The organism is Amycolatopsis sp. NPDC058340 (assembly GCF_042723975.1).
GTDB lineage: Bacteria > Actinomycetota > Actinomycetes > Mycobacteriales > Pseudonocardiaceae > Amycolatopsis.
Genome location: NZ_JBHXIB010000061.1, coordinates 32618 through 46337, shown reverse-complemented (window position 1 = coordinate 46337; position 13720 = coordinate 32618). Strand labels below are relative to the sequence as shown.

At 69.7% G+C, this 13720-nt stretch carries 17 protein-coding genes; 8 read left to right on the top strand and 9 right to left on the bottom strand.

The window, feature by feature from the left end; translation table 11 throughout:
* Positions 1 to 147: 147 nt before the first annotated feature.
* The 6 genes from ACFWIW_RS37330 (at position 148) to ACFWIW_RS37305 (ending at position 5246) form a co-directional block, all read left to right on the top strand.
* A complete protein-coding gene (locus ACFWIW_RS37330; protein ID WP_378372796.1) occupies positions 148 to 687 on the top strand; it encodes a GtrA family protein in 540 nt (179 codons plus the stop codon).
* A gap of 248 nt (positions 688 to 935) precedes the next feature.
* Positions 936 to 2294: an MDR family MFS transporter gene (locus ACFWIW_RS37325; RefSeq protein WP_378372795.1), complete on the top strand. Its 1359-nt coding sequence runs from the start codon at positions 936 to 938 to the stop codon at positions 2292 to 2294.
* Positions 2295 to 2306: 12 nt separating this feature from the next.
* A complete protein-coding gene (locus ACFWIW_RS37320) occupies positions 2307 to 3143 on the top strand; it encodes an NAD(P)H-binding protein (RefSeq protein WP_378372794.1) in 837 nt (278 codons plus the stop codon).
* Positions 3144 to 3412: 269 nt separating this feature from the next.
* Complete coding sequence (locus tag ACFWIW_RS37315) at positions 3413 to 4060, top strand: response regulator (protein ID WP_378372793.1); 648 nt, start codon at positions 3413 to 3415, stop codon at positions 4058 to 4060.
* 135 nt (positions 4061 to 4195) lie between these two features.
* Positions 4196 to 4828: a response regulator transcription factor gene (locus tag ACFWIW_RS37310; protein WP_016331368.1), complete on the top strand. Its 633-nt coding sequence runs from the start codon at positions 4196 to 4198 to the stop codon at positions 4826 to 4828.
* Between the two features lie 4 nt (positions 4829 to 4832).
* On the top strand, positions 4833 to 5246 hold the full coding sequence (locus tag ACFWIW_RS37305; RefSeq protein ID WP_378372792.1) for a hypothetical protein: 414 nt from the start codon (positions 4833 to 4835) through the stop codon (positions 5244 to 5246).
* Here ACFWIW_RS37305 and ACFWIW_RS37300 read toward each other — a convergent pair.
* The 3 genes from ACFWIW_RS37300 to ACFWIW_RS37290 all read right to left on the bottom strand — a co-directional run bounded on the left by ACFWIW_RS37300 (position 5224) and on the right by ACFWIW_RS37290 (position 7790).
* Positions 5224 to 5736 carry a hypothetical protein gene (locus ACFWIW_RS37300; protein ID WP_378372791.1) on the bottom strand — a complete coding sequence of 171 codons (513 nt, stop codon included), beginning with the start codon at positions 5734 to 5736 and terminating at the stop codon, positions 5224 to 5226. The genes ACFWIW_RS37305 and ACFWIW_RS37300 overlap by 23 nt on opposite strands.
* A 64-nt stretch (positions 5737 to 5800) precedes the next feature.
* Entirely contained in the window at positions 5801 to 7084 is a 1284-nt protein-coding gene (locus ACFWIW_RS37295) for an ATP-binding protein (RefSeq protein WP_378372790.1), read from the bottom strand.
* A gap of 1 nt (position 7085) precedes the next feature.
* The gene (locus ACFWIW_RS37290) at positions 7086 to 7790 is read right to left on the bottom strand and encodes a response regulator transcription factor (RefSeq protein ID WP_038519243.1); all 705 of its coding nucleotides are present in this window, start codon (positions 7788 to 7790) and stop codon (positions 7086 to 7088) included.
* A 42-nt stretch (positions 7791 to 7832) separates the two neighbouring features.
* Between ACFWIW_RS37290 and hisN the strand changes: the two genes are divergently transcribed.
* On the top strand, positions 7833 to 8618 hold the full coding sequence (gene hisN, locus ACFWIW_RS37285) for a histidinol-phosphatase (protein ID WP_378372789.1): 786 nt from the start codon (positions 7833 to 7835) through the stop codon (positions 8616 to 8618).
* Positions 8619 to 8681: 63 nt separating this feature from the next.
* Here the strand turns inward: hisN and ACFWIW_RS37280 are convergent, their stop codons facing one another.
* The 6 genes from ACFWIW_RS37280 to ACFWIW_RS37255 form a co-directional block, all read right to left on the bottom strand.
* A complete protein-coding gene (locus ACFWIW_RS37280) occupies positions 8682 to 8957 on the bottom strand; it encodes a hypothetical protein (protein ID WP_007031910.1) in 276 nt (91 codons plus the stop codon).
* A complete protein-coding gene (locus ACFWIW_RS37275; RefSeq protein WP_378372788.1) occupies positions 8954 to 9754 on the bottom strand; it encodes a TNT domain-containing protein in 801 nt (266 codons plus the stop codon). Before ACFWIW_RS37275 ends, ACFWIW_RS37280 begins: the two co-directional genes overlap by 4 nt.
* 69 nt (positions 9755 to 9823) lie before the next feature.
* On the bottom strand, positions 9824 to 10006 hold the full coding sequence (locus tag ACFWIW_RS37270; protein ID WP_378372787.1) for a hypothetical protein: 183 nt from the start codon (positions 10004 to 10006) through the stop codon (positions 9824 to 9826).
* Complete coding sequence (locus ACFWIW_RS37265; protein WP_378372786.1) at positions 10003 to 10935, bottom strand: hydroxymethylglutaryl-CoA lyase; 933 nt, start codon at positions 10933 to 10935, stop codon at positions 10003 to 10005. Before ACFWIW_RS37265 ends, ACFWIW_RS37270 begins: the two co-directional genes overlap by 4 nt.
* Complete coding sequence (locus tag ACFWIW_RS37260; protein ID WP_016331358.1) at positions 10935 to 11507, bottom strand: PH domain-containing protein; 573 nt, start codon at positions 11505 to 11507, stop codon at positions 10935 to 10937. The genes ACFWIW_RS37265 and ACFWIW_RS37260 overlap by 1 nt, the downstream gene beginning before the upstream one ends.
* Before the next feature lie 97 nt (positions 11508 to 11604).
* Complete coding sequence (locus tag ACFWIW_RS37255) at positions 11605 to 12429, bottom strand: biotin--[acetyl-CoA-carboxylase] ligase (protein ID WP_378372785.1); 825 nt, start codon at positions 12427 to 12429, stop codon at positions 11605 to 11607.
* An 80-nt stretch (positions 12430 to 12509) separates the two neighbouring features.
* Between ACFWIW_RS37255 and ACFWIW_RS37250 the strand changes: the two genes are divergently transcribed.
* The gene (locus ACFWIW_RS37250; RefSeq protein WP_378372784.1) at positions 12510 to 13625 is read left to right on the top strand and encodes a C40 family peptidase; all 1116 of its coding nucleotides are present in this window, start codon (positions 12510 to 12512) and stop codon (positions 13623 to 13625) included.
* Positions 13626 to 13720: the final 95 nt, after the last annotated feature.

Sequence of the window (13720 nt, the reverse complement as noted above, 5' to 3'; positions counted from 1 at the left end):
TGTGTTTGCCTGCTTGATTCACCGCACCCTCAAACCGCACCCCCCCCCCACCCCCCCCCACGTCACCGAAACGCCCAAAGCGTCATATATCGCGCTCCCCATCCCCTGCCAACCCGCTCGACGGGCGTCGCGAATTAGACTGATCTGGTGACCGTGGTCGAATCCGTCCTTTCCAGGACGCCCGAGCCGCTCCGATCCGTGCTGATCAAGCACCGTGAGCTGTTGAAGTTCGCGATCGTGGGCGGCACGACGTTCCTGGTCGACAACGGCGTCTGGTACCTGCTGAAACTCAGCGTGCTGGAGTCGAAGCCGACCACGGCGAAGGCCATCGCGATCATCGTCGCGACGATCGTGTCCTACATCCTCAACCGCGAGTGGTCCTTCCGCACCCGCGGCGGCCGCGAGCGGCATCACGAGGCGGCGCTCTTCTTCGTGATCAGCGGTATCGCCGTGGTGGTCAACCTGATCCCGCTCTACACGTCGCGCTACATCTTCGATCTCGAAGTGCCGCACGTGACGCGGTTCGTCCAGGAGTTCGCGGACTTCACGAGCGGGTCGATCATCGGCATGCTGCTGGCGATGTTCTTCCGCTTCTGGGGGTTCAAGAAGTGGGTCTTCCCGGATGAGCTGGGCAAACGCCGCCGGGACAGCGACGAGCAGGACGACGACGTCGTTCCCCTCCACTGAACAACTTGTCAAACGACATGTGATTGCCTAAGGTCATCCATGTCAACGTTCCTTCACTGATGACGCCGGCCGGGTTCGTACGGTCGAGCGGGACGAATCCGAGGTGATCGCCAAGCGCGAAGAGGACCGCATCCGGTTCGGATGACGGTTGAGCCTTTTCCCGTCTTGGCGGGGATCCGGGGCTGCTTTCGAGCACCGCTCCGCGTCCCTCGCGTTCCCTCGTTTCTTCCAGTGAACGGATCTCTTTCTTGAGCACCACTCTCGGCGCGCCTCCGCGCGCCCGAAACACCCTTGCCCTCGTCGGGCTCTTCGCCGCCGTGTTCCTGGCGATGCTCGACGCCCAGGTCGTCGCGACCGCTCTGCCCCGCATGGTCGGTGAGCTCGGCGGCGCCACGTCCTTCGCCTGGGTCACCACCGCCTATCTGCTGGCGGGCAGCGTCAGCGCGCCCGTCTACGGGAAGCTCGGCGATCTCTTCGGCCGCAAGCGCGTCGTCCTCGTCGCGATCGCGCTGTTCGTCCTCGGCTCCCTCGCCTGCACCGTCGCGCCGACGATGCCGCTGCTGATCACCGCCCGCGTCCTGCAGGGCATCGGCTCCGGCGGTTTGTTCGTCGCGGTCGCCGCGATCATCGGCGAACTGTTCCCCGGCCGCGAAGGCGCTCGCTACTTCGCCTGGTTCTCGATCTGCTTCGCCGGGTCCTCGCTAGCAGGCCCGGTCGTGGGCGGTGTCCTGACCGACGTGGCGGGCTGGCGGTCGATCTTCGGTCTCAACGTGCCGATCGGCCTGGTCGCGTTCGGCGTCGTCGCCCGGTTCCTGCGGCTCGAACGACGCCGGACGACCGCGCCGTTCGACTTCGCGGGCATCGTCGTCCTGTCCGGCGCGATCGTCGGCCTGACGTTGGCGACCCCCCTGTCGGCGTCGATCGGCGCGGTGCTGCTCGCCGCCTTCCTGTTCATCGAGCGCCGTGCGGCCGAACCGATCGTCCCGCTCCGGCTGTTCCGCTCCAGGATGTTCAGCCTGAGCGTGCTGGCCAGTGCCGCGGCCGGGTTCGTCTTCCTCGGATCGGTCAACTACCTGGCGCTCTTCCTGCAGACCGCGGGTGGCGCCGGACCTTCCGAAGCCAGGCTCCTGCTGCTGCCCATGACACTCGCGGTCGCCGCGTCGTCGATGGTCGCGGGCCGGATCATCGCCAAGACCGGCGCCTACCGCTGGGCGCCGATCCTCAGCATGACCCTCGGCCTCGCCGCCGCGCTCGCGATGTCCACAATGGACGAAACGACGCCGTTGCCGCTCGTCGTCGCCTACCTCGTCGTGTTCGGCGCGGCCGCCGGGCTCAACATGCAGGTGCTGTCCATGGCGGCACAGCAGAACGTCGCCAGGACCGATCTCGGCGCCGTTTCGGCGACCGTCGGCTTCCTCCGCTCCCTCGGCACCACTGCCGGGCTGACCGTTTTCGGCGCGGTGTTCACGAACGCCTTCACCGACGACAGTCCCGCCGGCTACTCGTCCGCACTCGGCGGCGTGTTCTGGGCGATGGTCCCCGCACTGGCCATCGGCCTCGCCGCTTCCCTCTTCCTGCCGCGCGTCTCCTTGCGGCGCAACCACTAAGGAGTCTCTCCGATGATCCTCGTTCTCGGTTCCACCGGAAAAATCGGCCGCGAACTCGTTCCCGCGCTGCTGGACAGGGGCGCGCACGTCCGTGCTCTGACGCGCGATCCCTCCCGCGCCCGGATCGATCCTCGTGCCAAGGTCGCCGCCGGCGATCTCGACGCCTTCGATCCCGCGCTGCTCGACGGCGTCGATCGCGTGTTCGTCCTGACCTCCGGTCACGGATCCGACCCGCTCGCCCAGGAGCAAGCGGTACTGAAGGCCGCCGCCGGCGTCTCGCATGTCGTCAAGCTCTCCACCACCGGAGTCCACTTCGGCCAGACCGATCCGATCTCCCTCGTGCACGCCGAGGCCGAGCGGGCCGTGCGCGAAGCCGGGCCGGACTGGACGATCCTGCGCCCCGGCACGTTCATGGACAACCGGTTCGCCTGGCTGCCCGCCGTTCGCGGCGATGGCGTCATCCGCGTCCCCGAAGGCGATCCGGCGTCCGCGCTGGTGCATGTCCGCGACATCGCCGAAGTCGCCGCGACCGTGCTGACCGGTGACGGGCACGCGGGCAAGATCTATCCGATCACCGGCGGCGAAGCGCTCACGACGCGGCGACAGGTCGAGATCCTCGCTGACGTGCTCGGGCGGCGCCTGACCTACGTCGAAGAGCCCGAAGCCGCTTCGCGCGCCCGGATGCTCGGGTACGGCTGGCCCGCTTCGGCGGTCGACGGGATCTTCGAGCTCAAACGGCAGTCGGCCGGGAAGGAGGAGATCGTGTTCGACACCGTTCGCGAACTCCTCGGCCGGGCGCCGCTGACGTTCGCGGACTGGGCTCGCGAGCACGCCGGTTCCTTCGCCTGACCTGCGGGAAGGGAGCAAGGGACCTTTGCTACCACCCGACTCCCGCCGGTCCGTGAAGGCCTCCTTGAGGGACCCAGAGTCCCTCAAGGAGGCCTTCACGGACTTGAGACCCGAACGTGGGCCGAAAGGGTTAATGGGTTGGGCGAGCCTCCGCGATACGCGATACTCATCAGGCGTTTAATTCTCGCCGGTCCGCTGTCCGGACCTCGCGTTGTCCGTGACCGGCCCTCTCGCTTAACGTGCCGCGTCGGGGAGTCAGGGGGAACCGTATGAACGAACGTCTTCGTGTGCTCGTGGTCGACGACCATCCACTGTTCCGGTTCGGGGTCTGCACGCTGCTCGCCAACGAACCGCTGATCGACGTCGTCGGCGAGGCCGCGAGCGGCGCGCACGCGATCAGCGCGGCGAGCGCGCTCTCGCCCGACGTCGTGGTGATGGACCTGCATTTACCCGATATCAGCGGTGCCGAAGCGACCCGGCACATCGTCACCGAACGGCCCGGCGTCGGCGTGCTCATGCTGACGATGGCCGACGAAAGCGAATCCGTTTTCTCCGCGATGCGCGCCGGGGCCCGCGGATATCTGCTGAAAGACGCGGAACCCGACGAAATCATCCGTGCCGTTCACGCCGTCGCGAGGCGCGAAGCGATCTTCGGGCCCGACATCGCGACGCGCGTCCTCGGCTTCTTCAACCACACTCAGCCGACCACCGACACGGTGTTCCCGGAACTCACCGTCCGCGAGCGAGAGGTCCTCTCGCTCATCGCGGGCGGGCACAGCAACACGGTCATCGCCAGCACTCTGTGTCTCAGCCCGAAGACCGTGCGGAACCATATTTCGAACGTCTTCAGCAAGCTTCACGTCGCGGATCGCGCCGAAGCGATCGTCCGCGCCCGCGAAGCGGGGCTGGGTCGCTGAAAAAGCGACCCCGATAAGGGCGGCTTTTCGGGCAATTCCGGGACCGGAGTCCCATGCGCTCGGGACACCTCACCCGGCAGGGTGAGTAGCGCGAGGGGTGGGGCCCTCGCACCGTTCGAGGGGAATGGGAATCACATGTTCGAACCGAACCGGACACCGGTGGTCGTCCGCGCGACCGATCCGATCCTGCACAACGGCGTCTGCATGACGCTCCGCTCCCGTGACGACGTCTGGCTGGTGGACGGGGAGACCGCCGACCCGACCATGGTGGCCCTCCTGGTCACCGATCGCCTCGACGAGGCGATGACCCAACTGCTGTCCGCCTTGCACCACCAGGGCTTCACCCGCATCGTGCTCATCGCGGGTGAAGTCGACGACAACGAGATCCTCAGCGCCATCGAACACGGCGTCTGCGCCGTCGCCCGCCGCTCCGAGGCGGGCGCCGACGTGCTGGTCCGGCTGATCAAGGCGGCCGCGGCCGGAGAGGGCGCGCTGCCGCCCGACCTGCTCGGCAGGCTGCTGCACCGGGTCTCACGGTTGCAGCGTCAGGTGCTGCAACCACGCGGCCTGCACCTCGGTGGCATGAGCAACCGGGAGACCGAGGTGCTCAAGCTGGTCGCGTCGGGGTTCTCGACGCAGGAGATCGCCGACCAGCTCTGCTACTCGCAGCGCACGGTGAAGAGCATCCTGCACGACGTGACCAACCGGTTCCAGCTCCGGAACCGCTCGCACGCGGTGGCTTACGCACTGCGTGAGGGATTGATCTGACCTCGTGATCAGCCAGGTCGACGAGGCGTTGTGCCGGCTCATCGCACCCCATCTGCCCGAGGGGACGGTGGTCCGGCTCGATCCGCCGAAACCCACCTGGCAGACCGAGACGCGGGTGTCGAGCGTCGATCTGTTCCTCTTCGCCCTGCACGGCGCCGGCCCGGGAACCGGCGCCGTGCGGGCGAAGCGGTGCGAACTGTCCTATTTGGTCACCGCGCGGGCGGACAAGGTCCGCGACGAGCACACGCTGCTCGACCGGTCGCTGCGGGTCCTGATCGGGACGGAGTTCCTCGTGGTCGACGGGCAGCCGTTGCCGATCACCCTGGAGGAGACCGATCCGACCGGGCTGTGGGTCAGCCTCGGCCTGCCCGCCCGTGCGGCGTTCGTCGTCACCGTCACGGCGGAGTACCGAGACTGAGCACCGAGGCCCGCCGCAGGACCACCCCGCCGATGGACGCCAGCTCCCCGTCGAAGAGCTCGCTCCATTCGGCGGCGCTCCCGGGCGGGCCGCAATCACCCGCCCGCCTCGCCCACTCCGCGCGGACTTCGAGGCGGTAGCCGAGGATGCCGGTCAGGGTCAGCCCGTTCCGGCTCGCGCCGACCCCGCACATACCCCGGTAGAGCCTGCCGTCCGGCGGCCGGAATTCGGCGCTCCGCTGGACGAACCGATGGCCCGCCGCCCCGGTGACGGTCGCGACCGGGGTGTCGATCCCGCTGACGAACAGGCCTTTGGAGAGCAGGTCGAGGGCTTCGGCCTCCATCCGTTCCACCACACCGGGTGGACGGCGGCACGCGTACAGCGCGCCGTCGAAGGACAGCCGCACGGTGACCGCCACCTTGCCGATCTCCAGGGTCGCCGCGGCCACCGGACTCACCGGTGGGCGGTACCGGAACGCCGTCGCATGCACCCCCCGACGGTAAGTCGCCGCGCGGCCACGGCATTGCCCGATCGGGACGTCCTTGGGGCGTTTCTTAACGAGGGACCCGCTCGGCCGGCCACCGTACCTCGGCCACATCCCCCGGCCGGGGCACCTTCAGGAAGAGACTGAACACCGCCGGCTGCTTGCTCGACAGCTCCAGCCTGCCGCCGTCGGCCTCGATGAGCGCACGGGCGAGCGCGAGACCGACACCGGTCGACCCTCCGCCGGAGAATCCGCGTTCGAAGATGTGCGGTGCCAGCTCTTCGGGCACCCCCGAACCGGTGTCGGCGACCTCGACGACGACCGTGCCCTCCGCGTCGCCGCGCCGGGCGGCGAGCGTGACCGTTCCCGCGCCGTGGCGCAACGCGTTGTCGAGCAGGACACCGACGACCTCGCGCAACCGGCCGGGCGTCGCCCTCGCCCTCAGCCCGTCGGTGACGCGGATCCGCAGATGCCTGCCCTCGGCGCGAAGCAGCTGCCGCCACTCTTCGGAAACCTCGGGGAGCACCTCCGCCAGGTTCACCGGTTCCGCGCCGACCTCGCGCGCCGCCCGCGCGGCGGCCAGCAGCTCGTCGAGCGCTTCGGCGAGCCGGTCCGCCTGTTCCTGCGCGGCCTTCGCCTCGTCGACGACCTCCTGGTCGGGGTGGACGGTCAGCGGTTCGAGCCGCAGCTGCAACGCGGTCAACCGGCTCCGCAGCTGATGGGAGACGTCGCCGACGAGCTGGCGTTCCCGCTGGACGAGCTGCGCGAGCGCCGAACCGGACGCGTCGAGCGCTTCGGCGACCATGTCGAGCTCGCCGACGCCGTAGCGCTTCGGATCCGGCCGGAAATCGCCGCCGCCGAGTTTGACCGCGCGATCCGCGACGTGTCTCAGCGGTTTCGCGAGCCTTCGCGCGGTCACCGTCGCGACCACCGTGCCGGTGCCCACCGACAACACGACCAGCAGCACCACCAGCAGCGTCACCTGAGTCTGGCGGGTGCGCATCGGCCCGGCGGGCACGGACAGCTCCACCTCGCCGTGCAACGCGATCGGTGCCCGCTCGGACACCACGTCCGAACCGGGGTCGGAGCCGTAGCGTTTCTCGATCTGCCCTTGCGCGCGGACGGTCAGCAGCCCGCCCTGCGGCACGGCGACCCGGACCAGGTCGAGGTTGATCGGCTGGCCGACGGCGATCTCGTTGTCCAGCGTCGCCGCTATCCCGCGGGCCGAGGAAGCGAGGTTCTCGCGGTTGAGGTTCTCGACCAGCTGCCACGCGGTGATCCCCAGCGGGATTCCGAGCACGGCCGCGGTGACCGCGACGGCGAGCAGGATCGCCAGGAGAATGCGGCGGCGCATGCTATTCCGCGTTGAAGCGGAAACCGACGCCGCGGACCGTGGCTATCCGCCGTTCGCCGTCGCCGTTCCCGCCGGGCTTGCCCGCGCGGCCGGCCGCCTCGTCGGCCGCGATGGCGAGCTTTCGCCGGAGCCACGACATGTGCATGTCGAGTGTCTTCGAGGTCTTCGATTCGAGGTCGTTCCACACCTCGGCGAGGATCTCGTCGCGGCTGACCACCTGTCCGGCGCGGCTCATCAGCACCCGGAGCAGCTCGAACTCCTTGTTCGCCAGCTGCACCTCGTGCAGGTCGACGGTGACCATCCGGGCACCGAGGTCCATCCGCACTCCCCCGGCTTCGAGCACGTCGGGCGCCCGGCGGCGGAGCAGCGCCCGGATCCGGGCCAGCAGTTCGGCCAGCCGGAACGGCTTGGCGACGTAGTCGTCGGCGCCGGCGTCGAGCCCGACCACGAAGTCGACCTCGTCCGTGCGCGCGGTGAGCATCAGCACGGGCACCTCGGTGCCGCTGGCTCGCAGGCGGCGGCACACCTCGAGGCCGTCCATCCCCGGCAGGCCGAGATCGAGGACCAGCAGATCCACGCGGTCGCTCTCGGTCGCGTCGAGGGCCGCGGGCCCGTCGCCGACGACCCGCACCTCGTACCCCTCCCGCTGGAGTGCGCGGGAAAGCGGATCGGCGATGGCCGGGTCGTCCTCGGCGAGTAGCACCATGCTCACCTGGTCAACTCTACGACTGCCGGGCGTGAAACCATCGTGACCGTGCCCGGCTACGAGAATGATCTTGAACTCGCCACTCGGCTGGCCGACGCCGCCGACGCCATCACGACCGCCCGGTTCCGCGCGCTCGACCTGGCCGTGGAACGCAAACCCGACCGGACGCCGGTCACCGACGCGGACACCGCCGTCGAGGACGCCATCCGCGCGATCCTCGCCACGGACCGGCCGGACGACACGGTGCTCGGCGAGGAACGCGGCGGCACCGCCGCGACCGGGCGCGCCTGGGTGCTCGACCCGATCGACGGGACCAAGAACTTCCTGCGCGGCGTCCCGGTGTGGGCGACGCTGATCGCGCTGGTCGAAGACGGCGACCCGGTGGTGGGCATGATCAGCGCGCCGCTGCTCGGCCGCCGCTGGTGGGCCGCCACCGGGGACGGCGCCTGGATGAGCGACTCCGCCGGGGAACGCCGCATCTCGGTGTCGAAGGTCGCGTCGCTCGAAGACGCGTATCTGTCCACAACGGACCTGAACTCGTGGGTGGAGTACCACTCCCGCGAGAAGTACCTCGACCTCGTGAACGCGTGCTGGGAAAGCCGCGCGTTCGGCGATTTCTGGCATCACTGCCTGGTCGCCGAGGGCGCGCTCGACGTCGCCGCGGAATGCATCGTGAACCCGTGGGACGTCGCCGTGGCCCAGGTACTGATCACCGAAGCCGGTGGCCGCTTCAGCGACCTGAGCGGCGAAGCGCGTTACGACAACGGCTCGGCGCTTTCGACGAACGGGCTGCTCCACGACGAGGTCTTGGCGATCCTGAAGCGCTGAACGTGCGTGAAGGCCCCCTTCCCTCGGCTGAGCCGAGGGAAGGGGGCCTTCACGCGCATCGGGTCACTGCGCGCCGGGCAGCAGCCCGACGGCCCCACGCGCGACCTGTGACCAGGCAAGACGTCCGAAAAGGTAGTGGCAGGCGACCTGTTCGCTGGTGAACCGCGCCCAGTCGTACCGGTTGCCCTGCTCCCGCCAGAAGACCTCCCAGGCGGGCTCGGCGCCCTCTTCCTCCGTGCGCATGAGGCACCAGGCGTTGTCCACCTCCGCGCCGACCGAGACCACTTCGGGCGGCACGCCCAGCGCGGCCAGCCACCGCAGGATCGTCCCCGTGTTCACCGAACCTCCCCCGTGACGTCCGCCAGGAAGCCCAGCGTGACGAGTTCATCGGCGCCGAGCACCGTGCGGAAACGCACCCCGCCGCCCGGCTGGCCGAACCATCCGGCGGTCACCGAGCGCCACACCGGCAGCGGCCGGACGACGCGGTAACGCCGGTAGGCGCCGGCCTGGTCCGGCGGCAGCGAGCGCATGGGGAACAGGGTCGCGTCCTCGGCGAACACCCGGCCGTGCTGATCCCCGAAGCGGTCGATATGGGTACCTGCCTCGAGCATCGTCGGCGTCGCCGGATCGCCGCCGGACGGCCACAGATAGCCCGTTCCGGTCACGAAGCGCTCGTTCCAGTCCTCTTGGGACATTCCGCCCCACGGATCGTGTCCCCTGGTCAATTCCGGCGGCGGAACGGCGGCCGGAGTCGTCGGCGAACGCCGGAAACCGCTGCTGACATGGGACAACGCGTCCAGATCGTCGAGCACGTCCGCCTCGGGGTGGTCCTGCGGGCCGGAGCCGCCTTCGGGCAGCGGCAGCTGACGCGCGGGTTTCCCCATCGCGACCGGGAGATGCCCGATCGGGAACATGTGCACGAGGAACAACGCGATCACGCTCTCCCGCTCCGTCCGCAACGCCCCCATGGGCGGCGGGGCGGCGGGCTTCGGCGGGAAGGGCACCCGCAAGGGCGCCACCGCCGGCGGCCACGGCGAAGGCGCGTACGGAGCGCGCGTCCCGTGCGGTGGTGTCGGGGCGTCGTACTCGACGGGCAGCCGGATCGGGCCCGTCCCGGCCTCGCTCGGATCGGTCACCGCACCTCCCCCAAGGAATCGGTTCCCACCGGTGAACGGGGGAGGCAGCGGACAGGACGCGCTACGACCTTAGCGCCGACCGGCGTTCGACGAGTTCGAAACCCGCCGAGCCCCGCGGCCCGCCGCGAAATCGACCGCGGCCAGGAGCAAGGCGGCGGAAACCCCTTGGCGACGGCTCTTCCTGCCGATGTGGAAGCAGGTGACCGACCAGACCCCGGCGTGATCGCCCGCCGCGGGTTCCGCGAACCTCATCCGGCGAGCGCGTTGACCACCCTGGACGGACTCGGCCTGCCCAGCTTCCCGGCCATCCACTTGCTCGTCGCCACCAGCGCGTCGAGATCGACACCGGTTTCGACGCCGAGACCGTCGAGCATCCACACGAGATCCTCGGTCGCGAGGTTCCCGGTGGCCGATTCGGCGTACGGGCAGCCGCCGAGGCCACCGGCCGAGGAGTCCACAGTGGACACGCCGCAGCGGAGGGCCGCCAACGTGTTCGCGAGCGCCTGGCCGTAGGTGTCGTGGAAATGGACGGCCAGCGCGTCGACGCCGGGGAACTCCCCGATCAGCGTCTCGACCTGTCCCGGGGTGGCGACGCCGATCGTGTCGCCGAGCGAGAGCTGCGAGCAGCCCAGGTCCAGGAGCCGCTTACCCACTCCGGCGACCTGCGCGGCCGGGACGGCGCCCTCCCACGGGTCGCCGAAGCACATCGACACGTACCCCCGGACGTCCAGCCCCTCGGCGCGAGCCCTGGTGACGACCGGTTCGAACATCGCGAACTGGTCGTCGACCGTCGAGTTGAGGTTCTTCTTGGCGAAGGTCTCGGTGGCGCTGGCGAAGATCGCGATATGCGAAACCCCGGCCTCCAGCGCCCTGTCCAGCCCGCGCTCGTTCGGCACGAGCACCGGGTACCGGACGCCATCGCGCTGGTCGAGCCCGGCCAGGAGCTGCTCGGCGTCGGCCAGCTGCGGCACCCATTTCGGGCTCACGAAGCTGGTCGCTTCGAGCGTGGTCAGCCCGGAATCGGCGAGCCTGTCCAGGAATTCGAGTTTGACCTCGACCGGGACGATCGACTTCTCGTTCTGGAGACCGTCACGCGGGCCGACCTCCCAGATCGTCACCCGCTCCGGCAGGGAGTAGACGGACGGGACCTTCTCGGGCAGCCCCAGCTCTCGCGTGCCCATCAGCGCCGCCGGTTTCCGCGCGGCGGGTGCCCCTGCGGCGGCAGCGGCTCGGTCTGCTGCGGCCCCGGCGCGAAGTCGTCGTACGGGTTGTCGTTGACTTCGCGGTAGATCACCGTGTGCACACGCTCGACCTTCGGGATGTCGTCGAATTTCAGCGGTTCGTCCGAAGCGGACTCGATCACCAGCGTGCCGCAGCCGAACACGCGGTCCAGCAGCCCGTGCTCGAACTGGACGCTGTTGATCCGCGACAGCGGGATGTCGATGCCGGTCCGCTTGAGCACACCCTCGCGGGCGATCAACCGGTCCGTGGTGACGATGAAATGCGTCGTGCGCCACCGGACGAACGGCGCCAGGAACAGCCACACGACGAGACCGAGCCCGACCGCGGCGATCGCGATCTCGGAGATCAGGTCCCACGGGGCCGTCGCGTCCTTCGCGATGACGGCCAGCCAAATCCCCGCGCCGAGCGTGACGATCAGCGCGAGGAACGGGAAGATCAGCATCTTGAAATGCGGGTGACTGTGCACCACGACGTGCTCGTTTTCGCTGAGCAAATCGTCCGGATAGGCCACGACGGACGCTCCCAAAGTGTGTTCGGCGCTGGTGAGCTCACCGTACCGGCGAACGGTCCCGGCGGAAGAGGAGACGCCGGAAATCGAGACGCACGGATCAGGCCTTGGCGGGCCGGACGTGGACGACGTCTCCGGCGAACACCGTGTACCGCTCACCACCGGGAACGTCGACCTGGAGCTGGCCGGCGGGATCGATGTCGGCGGCGCGGCCGGTGAGCGAGGAGCCGTCGGGCAGCTGGACCTCGACGTCCTGGCCCAGCGTGGCGCAGAACCGCCGGTAATCCCCGAGCAGACCGGCTTCGGCCAGCGACCCGCCCGCGAGCCGCCAGCGGCGTTCGAGCTCGTCGAACGCGGTGAGCAGCCGGACGGCGATCTCGGCGCGATCGGTCTCCGTCGCCCCCTGCTCGGCCAGCGAGGTCGCGGGCAGGCCGCCGGGCCCGGCCGGGACGTTCTCGCCGAGCGGCAGCACGTTCACGCCGATGCCGAGGATCACGGTGGTGTCGTCACCGGCGACGGCCTCCGCCAGGATGCCCGCGCATTTCGCGCGGTCCGGACCGGCGAGGACGTCGTTCGGCCACTTGAGGACGGCGTCGACGCCCAGCCCCTCGGCGATCTCCCGGACCGCGAGGCCCGCGACCACGGAAAGTGAACCCAAATTGGCGAACGGGACGCCGCCCGGGCGCAGCAGCACACTGACGTAGAGGCCCGACCCCTTCGGCGAAGACCAGTGCCGGGCGCGGCGGCCGACCCCGGCCGTCTGCTCTTCGGCGATCAGCACTGTGCGGTCTTCAGCCCCCTTCGCGGCGGCTTCCCGCAGGTCGGCGTTGGTGGACCCGGTACTCGCCACGACCTGGATCGCGGCGTACCGGCCGGACAGCGCGGCACTCAGACGCCCGGCGTCGAGCGCTCCCGTCTCACTCATTCGTCCAGAATATGAGAGTCCCCCTAACGTGCAAGGCGTTCGCTCGTTACGCAGAGGTGGTCTCCAATAATCTGGATGGCGTGACCGAGCCCGAGCCCGCGACGAGCGCGTCCGAAACCAGCCGCAAGAAGTCGTGGGCGCACGGCGTGGCGATGCGCGGGCTGGTCGCCCTCCCGCTGGTCGCCGGGCTCGCGACGGCGGGCTGGCTGCTCGCGGGCGGGAACGATCCCGCCCCGGTGGACGGACGTCAGCCCGTACCCCTTCCCGCCGCGAAGCAGGACCCGGCCACCGTCGGCGGCGGCGCGGGTCCGTCGGTCCTCGAAGTCAGCGCGCCGGTCAAGGCGCAGGAGACGCCGAAGGGCGCCCGGCCGCTCGAAGAGTGGGCCAACAAGCTCGCCGGACCGCTCGACATCCCGGCGAAATCGCTCATGGGCTACGCGAACGGCGAACTGGCGCTGCGCGGCGAGCAGCCGAACTGTCACCTGTCCTGGGTCACCCTGGCCGGGATCGGCGCGGCGAGCTCGAACCACGGACGCGGCGGTGAGAACCCGCTCGGCCTGTCCGCGCAGCAGTGGAAGAAGCACGGCGCGTCGATCCCCGGCATCGCGAAACCCGCGCTCACCGATCCCGACTCCGCCTCGGTCGCCGCCGGCCGCGCCCTGTGCGCTTCCGGAGCCGACCTCGGCGGCGGCAACGGCTGGTGGAAGGCCATCGCCGGCTACCAGGGCGGCAAGGGCAACGAAGCCGAGCTGTTCCGCCAGCGCGTCCTGGGCAACGCGCAGCTGTACGCGACCCTGTCCCTCGACCCGGCGCGCTCCGCCAGCCCCGCCGTGAAAGCGACCCGGTTCGCCCTCGGCCAGCTGGGCCTCCCGTACGTGTGGGGCGGCAACGGCCCCGAAGCGGGCGCGGCCGGCTTCGACTGCTCCGGGCTGACCAAGGCGTCCTACGACGAAGCCGGTGTCGCGCTCCCGCGGACCGCGGACAGCCAGTTCCGGGCGCTGCCGCAGGTGTCCGGCGAGCCGAAGCTCGGCGACCTCGTCTTCTACGGGAACCCGTCGACGCGGATCCACCACGTGGGGCTGTACCTCGGGAACGGGCTGATGATCAACGCGCCCACCCAGGGCCAGGCGATCCAGATCCACACCTATCACTCGAAGGGCGACGATTACACGGGTGCCGGACGGCCCGCGGCGTAGGTGGCGTGTGGCGTGTTGGGGATGCCCCATTGGGAACCAACAACGGTTTGTTTTTGTGTTTTTGCTCGCCCCCGCGGGGCGCGGCCCGGCCGCGC